General features: G+C 69.3%; 15 protein-coding genes. 8 read left to right on the top strand and 7 right to left on the bottom strand.

Annotated features, from left to right (window positions below; all coding sequences use genetic code 11):
• The first annotated feature begins 201 nt into the window (after positions 1-201).
• The 5 genes from ACZ5CR_RS02000 to ACZ5CR_RS02020 all read left to right on the top strand — a co-directional run bounded on the left by ACZ5CR_RS02000 (position 202) and on the right by ACZ5CR_RS02020 (position 6,993).
• Positions 202-1,503, top strand: a complete 1,302-nt coding sequence (locus tag ACZ5CR_RS02000) for a cytochrome ubiquinol oxidase subunit I (RefSeq protein WP_468852624.1) — start codon at positions 202-204, stop codon at positions 1,501-1,503.
• 43 nt (positions 1,504-1,546) lie between these two features.
• Complete coding sequence (locus tag ACZ5CR_RS02005) at positions 1,547-2,602, top strand: cytochrome d ubiquinol oxidase subunit II (RefSeq protein ID WP_468852626.1); 1,056 nt, start codon at positions 1,547-1,549, stop codon at positions 2,600-2,602.
• A 55-nt stretch (positions 2,603-2,657) separates the two neighbouring features.
• The gene (cydD, locus tag ACZ5CR_RS02010) at positions 2,658-4,361 is read left to right on the top strand and encodes a thiol reductant ABC exporter subunit CydD (RefSeq protein WP_468852628.1); all 1,704 of its coding nucleotides are present in this window, start codon (positions 2,658-2,660) and stop codon (positions 4,359-4,361) included.
• Positions 4,358-6,109 carry a thiol reductant ABC exporter subunit CydC gene (gene cydC / locus ACZ5CR_RS02015; protein WP_468852631.1) on the top strand — a complete coding sequence of 584 codons (1,752 nt, stop codon included), beginning with the start codon at positions 4,358-4,360 and terminating at the stop codon, positions 6,107-6,109. Before cydD ends, cydC begins: the two co-directional genes overlap by 4 nt.
• Positions 6,110-6,417: 308 nt before the next feature.
• A complete protein-coding gene (locus ACZ5CR_RS02020; RefSeq protein ID WP_468852634.1) occupies positions 6,418-6,993 on the top strand; it encodes a hypothetical protein in 576 nt (191 codons plus the stop codon).
• 142 nt (positions 6,994-7,135) lie between these two features.
• Here ACZ5CR_RS02020 and ACZ5CR_RS02025 read toward each other — a convergent pair whose 3' ends face one another.
• Positions 7,136-8,638 carry a SulP family inorganic anion transporter gene (locus ACZ5CR_RS02025; protein ID WP_468852636.1) on the bottom strand — a complete coding sequence of 501 codons (1,503 nt, stop codon included), beginning with the start codon at positions 8,636-8,638 and terminating at the stop codon, positions 7,136-7,138.
• A gap of 375 nt (positions 8,639-9,013) precedes the next feature.
• Here ACZ5CR_RS02025 and ACZ5CR_RS02030 point away from each other — a divergent pair, with 375 nt between their 5' ends.
• The gene (locus ACZ5CR_RS02030; RefSeq protein WP_468852638.1) at positions 9,014-9,427 is read left to right on the top strand and encodes a MerR family transcriptional regulator; all 414 of its coding nucleotides are present in this window, start codon (positions 9,014-9,016) and stop codon (positions 9,425-9,427) included.
• A gap of 128 nt (positions 9,428-9,555) precedes the next feature.
• Here ACZ5CR_RS02030 and ACZ5CR_RS02035 read toward each other — a convergent pair whose 3' ends face one another.
• The 3 genes from ACZ5CR_RS02035 to ACZ5CR_RS02045 all read right to left on the bottom strand — a co-directional run bounded on the left by ACZ5CR_RS02035 (position 9,556) and on the right by ACZ5CR_RS02045 (position 12,144).
• On the bottom strand, positions 9,556-10,368 hold the full coding sequence (locus tag ACZ5CR_RS02035) for an SAM-dependent methyltransferase (RefSeq protein WP_468852640.1): 813 nt from the start codon (positions 10,366-10,368) through the stop codon (positions 9,556-9,558).
• A gap of 229 nt (positions 10,369-10,597) precedes the next feature.
• The gene (locus ACZ5CR_RS02040) at positions 10,598-10,930 is read right to left on the bottom strand and encodes an HGxxPAAW family protein (RefSeq protein ID WP_468852642.1); all 333 of its coding nucleotides are present in this window, start codon (positions 10,928-10,930) and stop codon (positions 10,598-10,600) included.
• Positions 10,927-12,144, bottom strand: a complete 1,218-nt coding sequence (locus ACZ5CR_RS02045; protein WP_468852645.1) for a GNAT family N-acetyltransferase — start codon at positions 12,142-12,144, stop codon at positions 10,927-10,929. Before ACZ5CR_RS02045 ends, ACZ5CR_RS02040 begins: the two co-directional genes overlap by 4 nt.
• 30 nt (positions 12,145-12,174) lie before the next feature.
• Here ACZ5CR_RS02045 and ACZ5CR_RS02050 point away from each other — a divergent pair, with 30 nt between their 5' ends.
• Entirely contained in the window at positions 12,175-12,657 is a 483-nt protein-coding gene (locus ACZ5CR_RS02050) for a MarR family winged helix-turn-helix transcriptional regulator (protein ID WP_468852647.1), read from the top strand.
• Positions 12,658-12,719: 62 nt separating this feature from the next.
• On the opposite strand, the gene ACZ5CR_RS02055 is transcribed toward ACZ5CR_RS02050, so the two are convergent.
• From ACZ5CR_RS02055 to ACZ5CR_RS02065, 3 genes are all read right to left on the bottom strand, one after another.
• Entirely contained in the window at positions 12,720-13,925 is a 1,206-nt protein-coding gene (locus ACZ5CR_RS02055) for a cytochrome P450 family protein (RefSeq protein ID WP_468852649.1), read from the bottom strand.
• 342 nt (positions 13,926-14,267) lie between these two features.
• Positions 14,268-14,867, bottom strand: a complete 600-nt coding sequence (locus ACZ5CR_RS02060) for a DUF4389 domain-containing protein (protein ID WP_468852652.1) — start codon at positions 14,865-14,867, stop codon at positions 14,268-14,270.
• 255 nt (positions 14,868-15,122) lie between these two features.
• Positions 15,123-15,251, bottom strand: a complete 129-nt coding sequence (locus tag ACZ5CR_RS02065) for a hypothetical protein (RefSeq protein WP_468852654.1) — start codon at positions 15,249-15,251, stop codon at positions 15,123-15,125.
• Between the two features lie 25 nt (positions 15,252-15,276).
• Between ACZ5CR_RS02065 and ACZ5CR_RS02070 the strand changes: the two genes are divergently transcribed.
• Positions 15,277-15,648 carry a TetR/AcrR family transcriptional regulator gene (locus ACZ5CR_RS02070; protein WP_468852656.1) on the top strand — a complete coding sequence of 124 codons (372 nt, stop codon included), beginning with the start codon at positions 15,277-15,279 and terminating at the stop codon, positions 15,646-15,648.
• The last annotated feature ends 14 nt before the right edge of the window (positions 15,649-15,662 follow it).

The following is a 15,662-nucleotide window of genomic DNA, read 5'->3' on the forward strand; positions in this document are numbered from 1 at the left end:
TCGGCACATGGCAAAACCGGTCTTGGAAAGCATAAGCAATTGTCTCTACGGTCTTAACAGAGGTCACCGCGGAGGTCACTGCGGGGGCCACCGCAGAGGTGACGGGCCGCGGTGCCCGGTGCCTGCGCACGCGATGCGATGGCCTCGCACACCTGACGCACCTGTTCCCCTCTCCTCCCCCCTGCCAAGGAAGGTTCCACCATGAGCGCTGCCGAGCTGGCCCGGCTCCAGTTCGCGGCCACCACCGGGATCCACTGGCTGTTCGTGATCCTCACCATGGGGCTCGTCCCGCTGGTGGCGATCATGCACACCCGGGCCGCTTATACCCGGGACCCCGCCAAGAAGGCCGTGCGGGAGCGCATGACCCGCTTCTGGGGTCAGTTGTACGTCATCAACTACGCGGTCGGCATTGTCACCGGGCTCGTCATGGAGTTCCAGTTCGGGCTCAGCTGGAGCGGACTGAGCAAGTTCGCGGGCAACGTCTTCGGCGCCCCGCTGGCACTCGAGACGCTCATCGCCTTCTTCGCCGAGTCCACCTTCCTCGGCATGTGGATCTTCGGCTGGGGCCGTCTGCGCCGGGGCGTGCACGTCACGCTCATCTGGCTGGTCGCCCTGACCGCCTACGCATCCGGCTACTGGATCCTGGTGGCCAACGGCTTCATGCAGCACCCCGTCGGCTATGAAGTCCGCGACGGGGCCGCCTACTTGACCGACTTCGGCGCACTGCTCACCAACGCGAGCGCCCTGGTCGCCCTCGCTCACATCACGCTCGCCGCATTCACCACCGGCGGTGTCTTCGTGCTCGGCGTCAGCGCCTGGCACTTCGCCCGCGGCACCAAGGAGACCGAGCTGTTCCGCGGCTCGCTGCGCCTGGGCGCCTGGGTGTCCATGGTGGCCTCGTTCTTCGTCGTCGTCATCGGAGATATGCAAAATCCGGTCATCGAGCGAACGCAGCCCATGAAGCACGCCGTCCTGGAGAACTCCGGGGTCGCCGAGGCGCAGCGCCGGCTCGTCGAACAGCACGGGCCGGGCGACTACGTCCCGCCCGAGGGCTGGATCCACCTGTCGATGAACACGATGTCGATCATCGGCAACACCATCTCCACCCTCACCTTCATCGCCGTCATCCTGCTGTGGAAGGACAGGCTGGTGCGCTGGCGCCCCCTGGCCTACCTGATGACCGCGATGATCCCGTTCACCTTCATCGCCTCCATCGGCGGCTGGGTCGTGCGCGAGGTGGGACGACAACCCTGGCTGGTCTACGGCCAGTTGACGGTCGAAGACGCCCTGTCGCACGTCAGCAGGCTCTCGCTGCTCGTCTCCTGCACCTTGTTCATCGCGATCTTCGTCGCCCTGGCGGTGACCAACTGGACCCTGATCACACGCTTCGCCGTACGCGGCCCAGGCGCCACTCAGCTCGGCGCGACCGAGCCGCTGCCCGAGGAACTGCCCGGAGGGCCCGCGGGCAGCGCCGACGGCAAGCAGCCGGTCCCGGCCTTCTAGACCCCCTGGCCCGAACCCCTTTGAATCGAAAGAGTTGAGCGACATGAGTCTGGAGACGGCCTGGCTGGCCCTGCTCGGCCTGCTGCTCGCCGGGTACTTCGTGCTCGGCGGATACGACTACGGCGCACAGATGCTGCACCCCTTCCTCGGCGACCGAGAAGACCAGGAAGCCGAGTGCGGCGAAAAGAACCAAAGCGGCAAGAATCAAAGCGGCAAGAGCGACGCCCTGGAGGCCATCGCGCCGTTCTTCCTCGGCAACGAGGTCTGGCTCGTCGCCTTCGCGGGCGTCCTGTTCGGGGCCTTCCCGCACCTGGAGGGCGCCCTGCTGCCCGGCCTGTACCCGCTGATCGTGGCGATCCTGGCCGGCCTTGTCCTTGGCAACGCGGCCCTCCAGCTGCGTCGCCGGGCCCGCGGTGCCCGCGGCCGCAGCGCCTGGGACGTGCTGATCGTGGTCGGCGGTGTGGTGCCCGCCGTGTGCTGGGGGCTCGTCGTGGGCCTGCTGCTGCACGGTCTGCCCCGCCGTGCCGACGGGAGCTTCCACATGGGCGCGGGCGAGGTGTTCACCCCGTTCGTGCTGGCCTGCGGCGCCACCACACTGCTGCTGTTCGCGGCACACGGCGCGGGCTTCGTCGCCCTGCGCTCCGGACCCCACGTGGCTGACAAGGCGCGGCAGTTCGGTGTGAGGCTGATCGCCGCGAGCGGGGCGGCGGCACTCCTCGCACTGCTGCTCACCCTGTTCGGCGCGGGTGCCTCGATGACCAACCGCGTCGCGGCGGCGATCGTCGCCGCCGCCATCGCCGCCGCGTTCGTCGCCGCCTGGTGGCACTTCTCCGCCGGACACCACGTCCGGGCGTTCACGGCCACCTGCCTGGCGACCGCACTGCCCGTACTGCTCCTGGGAGCAGGCCACTACCCGTACGTGCTGATCAGCTCGGCAGGCCACGGCCTGGACATCGGCCATGCCGTCACGGACGACGCCACACTGAAGATCCTCAGCGCCTTCGGCATCTTCATCGTCCCCACCATCCTCGCCTACCAGGCATGGAGCTGGTGGGCCTTCCGGGGACGCACAGGGCTCCGTCACCCCAGCTACTTCTGAGCAACCGCTCCTGAACACCTGATTCTGAGCCGCCACCGCACAGGAGGGACATCGCATGAAACCGGTCGAACGCCGCCTGCTGCGCGAACTGCCGGTACTCCGCCGCCACTTGGCACGATCCACGGCCACGGCCTTCCTCGCTGCCGGGCTCGTCATCGCCCAGGCGACCCTACTGGCGAGCGTCCTCGCCGACGGCTTCGCAGGGAAGCCGCTCACCGCCGAGCTGCCTGCCGCTCTGGGCGCCGTCGTGGCCGGGCGCGCACTGCTGGCCTGGGCCCGCGGCGTGCTCGCGCACAGCGCCGCGGCCGACACCAAGCACGCGCTGCGCGACCGGCTCACCGACCGGCTCGGCCGCACCGCACCGCTGCGTCTGGCAGCACGCCCCCACGGCGAGACGGCCACCTTGTCGCTGCGCGGCCTGGACGCCCTGGACCCCTACGTCGTCGGCTACCTGCCCATGCTGACGGCCGTCGCCGTGGTGCCCGTAACGATCGTCGGATGGCTCCTGGTGACCGACTGGTCATCCGCGCTGATCATCGTCGTGACGCTGCCGCTCATTCCGGTTTTCGGCGCGCTGGTCGGCCTGCACACCGCCCGGCGCACCGCCCGGCAGTGGCGGCTGCTGTCCCGGCTCGGCGGTCACTTCCTGGACGTCGTGGCCGGGCTGCCGACACTGCGCGCCTTTGGCCGCGAGCAGTACCAGGCCCAGCGGGTCGGCGAGATGGCCCAGGCCCACCGGCGGGCCACCATGCGAACCCTGCGTGTGGCGTTCCTGTCCTCCTTCGTCCTCGAGACGATCGCCACCCTGTCCGTGGCGCTGGTGGCCGTTCCCGTCGGGCTCCGGCTGCTGCACGGCACGGTGGACCTGCGTACCGCCCTGATCGTGCTGTTACTCGCCCCCGAGGCCTACCTGCCGCTGCGCGCGATGGGCGCCGCCTTCCACGAGAGCGCCGAGGGCATCACGGTGGCCGACCGGGTGTTCGCGACCCTCGACGAGTGCGAAGAGGGCGCCGAGCACACCGCCGGCAACACCCCGGTGCCCGATGCCCGCACTGCCACACTGCGCCTCGACGACGTCACCGTCCACTTTCCTGGCCGCACCGCTCCCGCCCTCGACCACGTCTCGCTGCACGTCCGACCCGGCGAACACATCGCCCTGGTCGGCCCGAGCGGCGGAGGCAAGTCCACGCTTCTGGCACTGCTCCTCGACTTCGTGACGCCATCGGCGGGCCGGGTCACGGCCGACGGCACCGATCTGGCGCGCGTGGACCCCGACGACTGGCGCGCCCAACTGGCGTGGGTACCCCAGCGCCCGCACCTGTTCGCGGCGTCCGTCGCGGACAACATCCGTCTCGGGCGTCCCGGCGCGACCCGGGCCGAGGTGCGCCAGGCGGCCGAGGACGCCTACGCCGACCACTTCATCGAGGCACTGCCGCAGGGCTACGACACACTGCTCGGCGAGCACGGCGCGGGCCTGTCCGCAGGCCAGCGCCAACGCATCGCGATCGCCCGCGCCTTCCTCAAGGACGCCACCGTGCTGCTGCTCGACGAGCCGACCGCGCACCTGGACCCTGAAAGTGAGGCCGCCGTCACACGCGCCACGAAGCGCCTCATGCACGGCCGCACCGCGATCGTGGTGGCCCACCGCACGAGTCTGCTTCCGCACGCGGACCGGATCATCACGGTGCGTTCCGGTCGCGTCGAGGACCCCTCGGGGGCGCCCCAACTGGTATCCGCGGAAGGACCATTGGCTCCATGACCAGGTACGCGGCGGCCGAAAGCCGCACAGGCTCCCGCCGGGCGGCCGCACCCCCCGCCCGGCCGCCGAGCAGGCCCCGTCCCACCCTGCGCCTGGCCCGCCGCCTTGTGCCGTATTGGCGCAGGCTCCTGCCCGCCGTACTCGCCGCGGCCGGCAGCGAGCTGGCCGCCGCCGCGCTCATGGCCACCGCGGCCTGGCTGATCACGCGGGCCGCTCAGCACCCGCCGATCGTCTCGGTGAGCCTGGCGATCGTCGCCGTCCGCGCCCTGGCGCTGAGCCGCGGAGCCCTGCGCTACGGCGACCGCCTCCTTGGCCACGACAGTGTTCTGCGGGCCGTCGCGGGATTCCGCACCCGGGTGTACGAGGCACTGGTGCCGCTCGCGCCCGCGGGCACGCCCGCCTTTCGCAGCGGAGACCTGCTGACCCGTCTCGTCGACGACGTCGACGCCGCCCAGGACCTGCTGCTGCGGGTCCTGCTGCCGACCGCCGCAGCCGGCACGGTCGTTGCCGCCGCCGTCACGACGGCCACCATGCTGCTGCCCCAGGCAGGCCTCCTGCTCGCGCTGCCACTCGCCGTGGCCGCCCTGCTCGTCCCGGCCGCGGTACTCGCCGTGTCCCAGCACACCGGCCGGGCACAGGTGGCGGCACGGGCCGAACTCGCCGCGCACGTCCTGGACCTGACCCAGGGCGCGGCGGACCTCGCCGCCTACGGTGCCCGGGGCCGCGCCTCCGGGCGTGCCCGGCACGCGGCAGCCCGCATCGCCAGCCTTGAGCGGCGCCGCGCCCGGACCACCTCGCTGGCCGGCGCCGTGCTTCTGCTGCTCCAGGGCACGGCCCTGGTCGCCGTCACCGGGAGCGCGCTGCGCGCCCACGCCGACGGCCGCCTGCCCGCCGTGCACCTCACGGTTCTCGCGGTCCTCGCCCTGCTCGCCTTCGAGGCCCTCGAGCCGCTGCCCGCAGCCGCGTTCCGCCTAGCCGAAGTACGCGCCCGCGCCCGCCGACTGGCCGACCTCTTCGAGACCCCGGCCCCGGTCACAGAACCGCAGCCCCCGGCCGCGCTGGCCGTCGAAGGGCCGCCCGACGTGCACATTCAGGACTTGACGGTACGTCACCACCAGGACGGGCCACCGGCCCTGGACGGGCTGAGCCTGTACCTGCCGCCCGCACAGCGCACCCTGCTGCTCGGTGCGAGCGGCTCGGGAAAGTCGACCCTGATCGCGGCGCTCATGCGGTTCGTCCCCTACGAGACCGGAAGCATCCGCCTCGCCGGACACGAACTGCGCCACTGCGCAGGCTCCGACGTGCGGCGCGCGATCACCGGCATGACGCAGGACGCCCACCTTTTCCACACCACGATCCGGGCCAATCTGCTGCTTGCCCGGCCCGGTGCCGGCGACGCCGAGCTGCGCGACGCGGCGCTCAGGGCGCGGATCTGGGACTGGATCGAGTCGCTGCCCGAGGGCCTCGACACGTTCGTCGGCCAGGACGGCACCGAGGTGTCGGGCGGCCAGCGCAGCCGACTGCTGCTGGCCCGCGCCCTGCTCGCCGATCCGCCCGTCCTGGTCCTGGACGAGCCCACCGAGGGTCTCGACCCGGACACCGCCGCCGCGGTCCTCGCGGACATCCTCGACGCCACCCGGGGCCGGACCACGCTCGTGGTCACGCACGAACGCTCAGGCCTGGCCGCGGCCGACCAGGTCATCACCCTTGATCACGGCCGTGTCCGTGCCGTACGACGGAGCACCTGATCCAGGCCAGGTGGCGGGGCTCTTGGTGTCAAGGCTGCACAGGCTTCATCACAGGCAGCATCGTTGAGTACGTTGCGCCGACCGGCGGTGGGGGAGGCGCACGGACCGTACGCGTGGTGACGCCAGTGGGGCTTCCCGCCGGTTCTGCGATCAACGCGCGGACGATGGTGTCACTGCGACGACCGGGATCTGTTCTGGGTCCGCGGCTTTGTCGTCGAGCCGAGAAGGCGGCAAGACCGCGTGCTGCTGTTGAGAGGGCGGATGTCCCCGCCGTGAGACTGCCGTCACCGTGCCCTACGGTTGCCCGCATGACGTCATCGCCCTCGCTGCTCGGCCTGCTCCGCAGCGACCCGAAGGCCGCGGAACTCGCCGAGTGGCCCTTTGACTTCGACACAGGTGTCGCACGCTATGGGCCCATCACCCACGTGGAGCCGGTGCACCTGGCCTCGGGCGAGCCGCTGGAGGCGATCGCCAAGGACGGCGGAGGCGGCACGTACTTCCTGTGCGGGGCCGGTGACGGCGAGGACCGGCCCGTGCTGTTCGCCGACTCCGAGGGCTCGGCCGGGATCGTCGGTGTCAACCTCCGTGACGCCCTGCTGCTGATGGCCGTGCTGCCCTGCGCGGATCGGGCACTGAGCATCGAGAGCCAGGGGCGTGCCGTGGACGAGGCGATGTTGCTGGCGCTGCGGGAGGAGGAAGACGAGGAGCTCGGTGAGGCGGCCGACATGGACGACCTGCCCGAGCGCCGGGCCGAGTTCCTCGACCGTCTCGGACTGACCCCGCCGCCGCTCACCGAGCTGCTGGACCGAGCTCGCGAGGCCGCCGCCCTGGAGCCCTCGTACGTCCTCCTCAACGAACACGAAGACGCGTACCAACAGGGCTGACCTGCGTGGGGGCGGGTACGCAGGCGCTCCCATCAGAACTGCCGTGGTGCGGTTGCTCCGCTGACGGCTCGGTGGAACGTCCCCAAGGCGGTGTCCACACGCGGTCACCGCCAACGTCATCGCGTCAAGTGCGGAACTGGGGTCAGTGGCTGGTGAGTTCGCCGGTGAGCTTGCCGTGGAGGTCGGCGCTGGGGGCGTTCAGGCCGATGATCTCGACCGTCTTGCCGCGTTGGGCGTACTTGGTCTCGATGGCGTCCAGCGTGGCCACCGAGGAGGCGTCCCACACGTGCGCGCCGGACAGGTCGATGACGACCTTCTCCGGGTCGCCCGCGTAGTTGAACTGGCCGACGAGGTCGTTGGAGGAGGCGAAGAACAGCTCGCCGGTGACGGAGTACACCACGGTGCTGCCGTCCAGGTCGGTGATGGCGGTGACTTCTGTGAGGTGGGCGACGCGCTTGGCGAAGATGACCATCGCCGTGATCGAACCGATGACCACGCCGATGGCGAGGTTGGACGTGGCGACGACACAGGCCACAGTGGTGAACATGACGGCGATCTCACCGGCGGGCATCCGCTTGAGGGTCTTGGGTGCGATGGAGTGCCAGTCGAAGGTCGCGAACGACACCATCACCATCACCGCCACGAGGGCCGCCATGGGGATGTCGGAGACAATCGAGCCGAAGACGATGCACAGCACCATCAGGAACGAGCCTGCCAGAAACGTCGAAAGGCGAGTACGGGCGCCGGAGACCTTCACGTTGATCATCGTCTGGCCGATCATGGCGCAGCCGCCCATGCCACCGAAGAAGCCGGTGACGATGTTGGCGATGCCCTGGCCGATCGACTCGCGGGTCTTGGAGGAGCGGGTGTCGGTGATGTCGTCGACCAGCTTGGCGGTCATCAGCGACTCCATCAGGCCGACCAGCGCCATCGCGAGCGCATACGGAGCGATGGTGGTCAGAGTGTCCAGAGCGAACGGCACATCCGGCAGGCCCGGCACCGGCAGGGAGGACGGCAGGTCGCCCTTGTCGCCGACGGTCGGCACCGCGATTCCGGCGGCCACGGTGATGGCAGTCAGGACGACGATGGAGACGAGCGGGGCCGGGACCACTTTGGTGATCCTCGGGAAGAAAGTCATGAGCGCGAGGCCACCGATGATCAGCGGGTAGACAGGCCAGGGCACGTCGTGCATCTCCGGGACCTGGGCCATGAAGATCAGGATCGCGAGAGAGTTGACGAAGCCCACCATCACCGAGCGCGGCACGAAACGCATCAGCTTCGCTACACCGAGCGCCCCAAGGACGATCTGGAAGACGCCGGCCAGGATCACGGCCGCGACCAGATACCCGAAGCCGTGCTCACGGTTCAGAGGTGCGATCACCAGCGCGACCGCACCGGTCGCGGCGGAGATCATCGCCCGGCGTCCGCCGACGATCGAGATGGTCACGGCCATCGTGAAGGAGGCGAACAGGCCGATCGCGGGATCGACCCCGGCGATGATCGAGAACGAGATCGCCTCGGGGATCAGCGCGAGGGCGACGACCAAGCCGGCCAACACCTCAGTGCGCCAGACCTTCGGGTTGTTCAGCCAGTCAGGGCGCAGGCCGCGCAGCCGCGAGGCGGGAGAGACAGTCGTAGAAGACAAGCGAGGGGAACCTGTCGTGCTCGGGCGCACCCAGCTCTGGGCAGGACATGGGTGCGCGGTAGGACGGGGAGGGGACCGCGGGGGGCGGACCGGAAGCCGAGAGAGAGGACGGAGCGGACCTGCGCGGCCAGACTCACTTCCAGGGGCGAAGCGTCAGGGCGGGCAGGCGGCGGCGATGGGCAGCATGGGCTCGCGCACGCTCTCTCCTGTAAGGATCGGATCTTCGCCGGGGGAGCGACGGCTCCGGTACGGCAATAGCGGGGCAGCGCGGGCAACCCCCTCAACATCACAAACTCTACCCTAACGTTAGAGTAGGGATCGGTGAGGTCGCGCGGGAGGCGGCCCGCCCCGACAAGAAGGGCCAGGAGTACGCGCGTGGACGACAAGCACATGCAGATCGGCGAAGTCGCCGCGCGGACCGAGCTGTCCCTGCGCACGATTCGGCACTACGAGGAGACCGGCCTCGTCGCCCCCTCGGCTCGTTCCCAGGGTGGATTCCGCCTTTACACCGAGACTGACGTGCAGCGGCTCATGGTTGTCCGCCGCATGAAGCCGCTCGGCTTCACTCTCGACGAGATGCGCGACCTGCTGGACGCGACCGACCGCCTCGATGCGGACGGCGACCTCGACGCCGACGAGCGCGAGACACTGCTGGCCCGGCTGCGCGAGTACGAGCAGGCCGCTGCCGAGCAGGTCGACAGGCTCCGGATCCAGCTGTCCCGCGCCGAGGACTTCGCCGCCACCTTGGGCGCCCGTCTGGAGCAGAACGTCTCCGTAGCCCGCCCTTGAACCCGTCGCACCACAGCTGAGACTGGGCGTCCATCGGGGCTCCGGTCGCTTCGGCTGCCCGCGGGGAGTCACCAGAAGTTGAAGACCTGTGCACGCGGATGTTCCACGGCGGCGGGTTCCCGCACCCGTCAGGGTTTCAACGCAACCGCGCCGAACTGCGGAAGTTCGGCAAGGGAGTTGGACTCAACGCGCCATTGCGCGCACGAGACGAGGCCGGGGTCGACAAAGTCCAGGCCGTCGAAGAAGGAGCTGATCTCTGAGCGAGTGCGGGCAGTGATCGGCGGGGTGGCGTTCTCGTTCCAGAACTTCATGGCCTCGACGTTGCCCTCGCCACCGAGATCGGTATCGGTCGTGGGGTGTGTCAGTGCGAGATAGCTGCCGGAGGGGACCGCGGCCATGATTCGGCGCACGATGTCCTGTGCCTCGCCCGTGTCGAGAACGAAGTTGAGGATGCCCAGCATCATGACCGCGACGGGCTGGTCGAGGTCGAGGGTTGCCGACGCGCCTTCCATGACGCCGTCCGGGTCGTGAATGTCGGCGTCGATGTAGTCGGTGGCTCCCTGAGGCGTACCGGTCAGCAGGCTGCGGGCGTGGACGAGCACGATGGGGTCGTTGTCGACGTAGACGATCCGGGACTCGGGTGCGATCCGCTGGGCGATCTCGTGGGTGTTGTCCACGGTCGGCAGTCCGGTGCCGATGTCCAGGAACTGTCGCACTCCGCAGTCGGCGGTCAGGAATCGGACCGTGCGACCGAGGAACTGGCGGTCGGCGCGGGCCACGTCTCGGATCACCGGGAACATCGTGACGACCTGGTCACCGACTTGCTTGTCGATCTCGTAGTTGTCTTTCCCGCCGATCCAGTAATTCCACACTCGAGCGTTGTGCGCGACTCCGGTGTTCAGCCTGCCCGACACGTCTGACGGGCGCTGGCTCTCACTCACGTCTTCCCCTTTTCTCGCTCACTCACGAGGTGTTCTGGGTGGGCAGCCGCCGCGGCGGCAACGGATCTTCGTGCCAGTGTGATGCACGTAGGTCACGGCGTCCGTGGATTCGGCGTTCCCGAGCCCGAGTCGACTGACTGAGCGATCTTGATGATCTGTGGAGTGGCTTGGGCGGGGCGTCCTTTCTTGAGCATGCCGCGCCGACCGCTGAGTACTTGAGTCGATCAGCTCAAACAGAGTGCCGATCGCCGGAGAGGCCATGGCGCACCTGCCTGCTGCGCCCGGCCAGTCGGCAGGCGAGGCACTTGTCATGTCCGTCGTGCGCGCTCCTGTCTCGTGTCCTGACCGCACGCTGGTCATGAGGGCGCACCCCTGGCGGCTTGCCCCAGCCCGCCAGGTGCAGGCTCCACGTCAGCAGAACCGACGCCACCAGGGAAGCAAGCCCCAGCCAGAGTCCCGGGCGCCAGCCGATGATTCCCACGCCGATGGCCAGTGCTCCGGCCGTGGCGACCAGCGCTCCGGCCCATCCCGCGATGGTGTGCCCGTCGTCGTGCGCGCTCACTGTCTGCTCCCTTGAGGGGTGTCGGCCAAGGCTGCCGAGTCCACCTGCTCCGCGCCATGAACCGCCTGAGCGTCATCGCGCCCGACAGCGAGGTCACTTGTCCCTGCACCACCTTGCGCTGAGGTGGCGCACTGCGGGTCGGCGGCACTCTTGATGAGGGTGATGGTTTCGTCGTTCTCGGTGGACTGGAGCGGGCGATACCCCGCGCTCTCGTAGAAGGTGATGTTGTGGTGGCTGTGGGAGCCGGTGGACAGCACGGTGCGACGGCATTCCGGCGGGGCGGCGCGCTCGGCGATGTGCAGGAGCCAGCGGGCCAGGCCCTCTCGGCGCAGGTCGGGTGCCACACCCAGGCGGCCTATGTGCCAGTCGGTGCCGGTGCGGCGTGCTCGCACCAGCGCGAGTAGCCGACCGTCCCGCCACAGGCCGGTGGTGTGCCACTCCATCAGCCATGCGCGGACCTCGTCCGGTGATTCGTGCAGGGCCGGTACGGTCAGGGTGTTGTTGGCGAGCGCCTCATCCACCCAGCAGCAGCGTTGCAGCACGGTGACCTCGGGTGCGTCCTGCGGGAGCAGCCGTCTTGCGTAGGACCCGGGCAGCGGTCCGGGCGTCGCTCCGGCTCGGGACGCTTCGCGTATCGGCCGCAGCGCGTGAGTGACTCGGATGAGTTCGTCCAGCACGCCGACGGCTGCGGTGTCCCGGGCGGGATCCGGGATCACCTTGCCGTGCTTCGTGGAGTCGGTGATGCGCATCGCGACGGTGGCGCCCAGCGGCACCAGGCGCAGGGTGGTCGCTACTTGTTTGGCGTGTTGGACGGCTCGGGTGCCGGCCGAGGTGTTGCCGTAGCTGACGAAACCGACCGGCTTCCACGCCCATTCGCTGCCGAGGTAGTCCAGGGCGTTCTTCAAGGCCGCCGGCATTCCGTAGTTGTACTCCGGTGTGACGACGATGAAGCCGTCCGCCGCACTCACCGTCGCGCTCCACTGCCGGGTGTGCTCGTGCCGGTAGTTGCCGGAGGACGGGTGTTCCTCCTCGTCGAGGAACGGAAGCGCGAGGTCGCTCAGGCGGACGGTCACGAGTTCGGCCTGCAGCTGCGTTGCTCGGGAGGCGAGCGCTTGGTTGAGCCACGTCCCGATCGCGGGACCCAGGGCGCCGGGGCGCGTGCTGCACACCAGGACAAGGATCCGCGTCGGTGGCGAAGACGATGTCGTTGACATGGAAACGAACGTAACTGCTATTTTGATTACATGTCAACGACAACGTCGGGCGGCACTCCGGCCTGGCTCGACCCCGAAGAGGAGCGCGCCTGGCGGGCTTTCCGCCGCATGGTGATCGCTGTCCAGACCGGCACGGCACGCGACTTGGCCGCAGCCGGGCTTTCCGAGCCCGACTATGAGGTGCTGAGCACGCTGTCGGAGCGCCCCGGGTACACCAGCACGCTCCACGAACAGGCCGCCAAGATGGGCTGGTCGCGCAGCCGCCTGTCGCGCCACGCCACCCGGATGGAGACGCGTGGCCTCATCCGGCGCGCACCTGATCCTGCCGACGGCCGGGGCTGTCTGCTCCTGCTCACCGAGCAGGGCCTGGAGAGCCTCACGGGGGCAGCCCCCGCCCACGTCACCTCGGTTCGCCGGCACTTCGTCGACCGCCTGACGCCCGCCGACCTGACGGCCCTTGAGGACATCGCCCGGAAACTGGTCACCGACCTACCGCAAACCGACATGCCCTGAGCCCTCTGCGGCGGAGAGCGAGGGCGTGGCTGCGGGGGCCTGATCGAGGCGTCGGCCGGTGCCTACCAGCGCACCGGCACCTCTCGCAGACTCCGCATGAGACTGGTGCGCCACTGCGGTGTGCCATCACCGTCGAAGACCAGGCTGGGGAAGCGGTCCAGCAGGATGCGCAGGGCCAAGGTCGCCTCCAGGCGGGCTAGCGGGGCGCCCAGGCAGTGGTGCAGGCCGTGCCCGAAGGCGAGGTGGGCGCGGGTCGCGGCCGGATCGCGGCGGATGTCGAATCGTTCAGGGGAGGAGAAGCGCGCGGGGTCACGGTTCGCGGCGGCGATGGAGAGAACGACGCGCGCGCCCGCTGGTATCCGGGCGCCGCCGAGGTTGATCGGTTCGGCGGCGTAGCGGTAGGTTCCCGCAGGCGCGGGCGACTCGAAGCGGAGCGTCTCCTCCACGGCGCCCTGCAGCAACTCGGGGTCGGCGCGCAGGGCGGCGAGCTGCTCGGGATGGCTGAGCAGCAGGTGGACGGCGCTCGCGATGAGGTTGACGGTGGTCTCGTGCCCCGCGACGAGCAACAGGAAGGCCATGCCGAGCAGTTCCTCCGGGGCGAGCCGGTCGCCGCCGTCCCCGTCGTTGGCGCGGACCAGGGCATGCAGCAAATCGCTCTCCGCCGCGTCCGGCAGCCGCCGCTTCTCCTCCGCGAGCCCCGCGAGGTAGGCGGCCATTTCCTGCGAGGCGCGGGCGGACTGCTCCGCGTCGTCGAGGGAGACGACCTTCGTGGACCACTCCCGGAAGGCCGTTCGGTCTGCTTCTGGCACGCCGAGCAGTTCGCAGATGATGGTGAGCGGCAGTGGATAGGCGTATGCGGTCACAAGGTCGGCACGGCCGTCGGCGGCCACGGCGTCCAAGAGCGCATCGGCCGCCTCCTGAATGCGGGGCCGCAGCGCCTGGACGCGACGCGCGGTGAACTCGCGGGCCACCAGCGTCCGCAGGCGGGTGTGATCGGGCGGATCGACCTGAAGCATGTTGCTGCCCACGGAGTACAGCCCGTCGTCCTCGAAGTCGGCGGAGTGCCGCACGTCGTTGCGCAGCCTGGGATCGACGAACGCGGTGCGCACTTCCTCGTGCCCGACCACCAGCCACGACTCGTCCCCGGTGGGGAAGCGCACATGGTGGACCGGCCCACGGGAGCGCAGTGCGGTGAAGACGGAGTAGGGGTCGGCTGTGAAGTCGTCGGTGAGGCTGGCTAGTTGAACGGTGGGGTGCTGTGTGTGCATGGACGGCTCCCGGACAGAAATGGGGATTACTCCCCGTTTACGCGTCGGGGTGACCGTAGCATGAAGCGGGGAGTGCTCCCCGCTTAGTTCTTCGAGGGCGGTATCGGCAGGTGTCCGAATGGCCTCCGCAATGGAGTGGGCGTGCTGCCCGGCGGGGCATCGCCGCGCTCAACGCAAGGCCCTGGCAGGCCAGCCCTCCTGCGTGTCGTCCCGCGCGTCATTGCCCGCACCGGTCTCGACTGAGGGGCCGAGACGGAAGCGGTGGGAGCCGTTGGTCTTTCGCCTCAGTGGGGTGGAGACCGCCCGCAGCCATCGGGTGCGGCACATCAACGAGGGGCCCTCTTAGCCGGCTTGCAGGCTGAAGGGCGGGTACGTGTCGGTGAGCAGACCGACGTAGCTCTGCACCCGCAGGTTGTACCGGTAGACGCCCACGAGGATGTCGCGGAGCCCCTTCGGGTATTCGCCGGTGAACAGCACGGCGAAGAACCCCACGGTCACGACGGCCATCGCCGCGATGCCCAGGGCGAACAGCACCAGGTAGTGCGGGAGGGCGAGAAGCCATTTGACCAGCGGGCGCCACCGCGACATCTGCTCGGGATAAGCGAACGTGACGAGCGTGTGCGGATCGGCACCGTCGTCGTCCGCGGCCGTTTGGAAGTCGAACGGCGGATACTCCTCGTGCAGAAACAGTACGTAGCTCGCGACACGCCACTCGTAACGGAATGTCATGGCAATCGCGTCGAAGAGCGGGCGGGGGACGCGCCGGGTGAACAGCACGGTGAAGAAGGCGACGAAGGTCAGCACCGCACGCAGCATGCTGAGCACATAGGCGATCAGCAGTTGTGGAATGGCGAGGAGCCACTGCACGAACGGTCGCCAACGGGCGATCTTCAGGGTGCCCTGAAGGTCGAGTTGAGCGGGATAGGGAGTGGCCAGTGACATGGTGCCCTCCTAGGGCAGCCGTGCACGGATGGTGACGGACCGCCACTTTTTCAGTCGTACGCTCGTGTCACAGGCCTGTCAAGCAGCCGAGGGAGGGGAGGGCCAGGAGGGAATCATTGGGGGACCAACGCCCGCCGTCGCTTGGTCATTGGCGCTCGGGCGGACGTGATCGGGTGCTCCTGCGGATAGTCCCCGCGGGCGGCGGCGCTACTGCTCTGCACAGGGCCGAAGCTGCCCGCCGGCTGGCCGGCGACCTCAGGCGCGGGCCGCCGCTGCGGCGATGATCCAGTTCCTGAACTCGACTGCGTAGTGTCGCAAGTGGTGCTCCAGTACGTCCTGCGAGCAGGGCGTGGGCATGTAGGGCGTGGGCACGTAGACGGTCAACGCCTCCTCGGCGGGCCTGGACGTGATGACGATCGCGGGTGTCGCGGAGCGCGCCGGTGTCTCGGTTGGCGCGATCTACCGCCGCTTCGCAGGCAAAGAACAGTTGATCAACGCCCTCACCGAACGGATGCTGGAACGCCGCGGGGAGTACATGGCCGACCAACTGCGCACGGTCCGACCCTCGCTCGTAGGCGTAATGGATGCCTACGCACAAGCTCTGTTGCAGTCCTTCGCCGGCAGCAGCGGTCTCTTCCCCGAGCTGCTGCGCACGCGGGGAACCAACTCCCTGGATCGCGGGGCCGCACCATCACGGAGCTCCACTGCCTCCGCACTGTTGACACTTGAGACGAACGCACCGCCGGGCCCGCCCGGTCGCGCAGTGGACCCGCGGTGGTGAGGGTGCGTTCCGCC

The sequence above is a fragment of the Streptomyces sp. NPDC031274 genome, from assembly GCF_055570235.1.

Bases quoted from the DNA above. Each gene is read 5' to 3' on its own strand.
- ACZ5CR_RS02000 (WP_468852624.1), top strand. From the start codon at position 202: ATGAGCGCTGCCGAGCTGGCCCGGCTCCAGTTCGCGGCCACCACCGGG.
- ACZ5CR_RS02005 (WP_468852626.1), top strand. From the start codon at position 1,547: ATGAGTCTGGAGACGGCCTGGCTGGCCCTGCTCGGCCTGCTGCTCGCC.
- cydD (WP_468852628.1), top strand. From the start codon at position 2,658: ATGAAACCGGTCGAACGCCGCCTGCTGCGCGAACTGCCGGTACTCCGC.
- cydC (WP_468852631.1), top strand. From the start codon at position 4,358: ATGACCAGGTACGCGGCGGCCGAAAGCCGCACAGGCTCCCGCCGGGCG.
- ACZ5CR_RS02020 (WP_468852634.1), top strand. From the start codon at position 6,418: ATGACGTCATCGCCCTCGCTGCTCGGCCTGCTCCGCAGCGACCCGAAG.
- ACZ5CR_RS02045 (WP_468852645.1), bottom strand. From the start codon at position 12,144: ATGTCAACGACATCGTCTTCGCCACCGACGCGGATCCTTGTCCTGGTG.
- ACZ5CR_RS02050 (WP_468852647.1), top strand. From the start codon at position 12,175: ATGTCAACGACAACGTCGGGCGGCACTCCGGCCTGGCTCGACCCCGAA.
- ACZ5CR_RS02055 (WP_468852649.1), bottom strand. From the start codon at position 13,925: ATGCACACACAGCACCCCACCGTTCAACTAGCCAGCCTCACCGACGAC.
- ACZ5CR_RS02060 (WP_468852652.1), bottom strand. From the start codon at position 14,867: ATGTCACTGGCCACTCCCTATCCCGCTCAACTCGACCTTCAGGGCACC.
- ACZ5CR_RS02070 (WP_468852656.1), top strand. From the start codon at position 15,277: ATGACGATCGCGGGTGTCGCGGAGCGCGCCGGTGTCTCGGTTGGCGCG.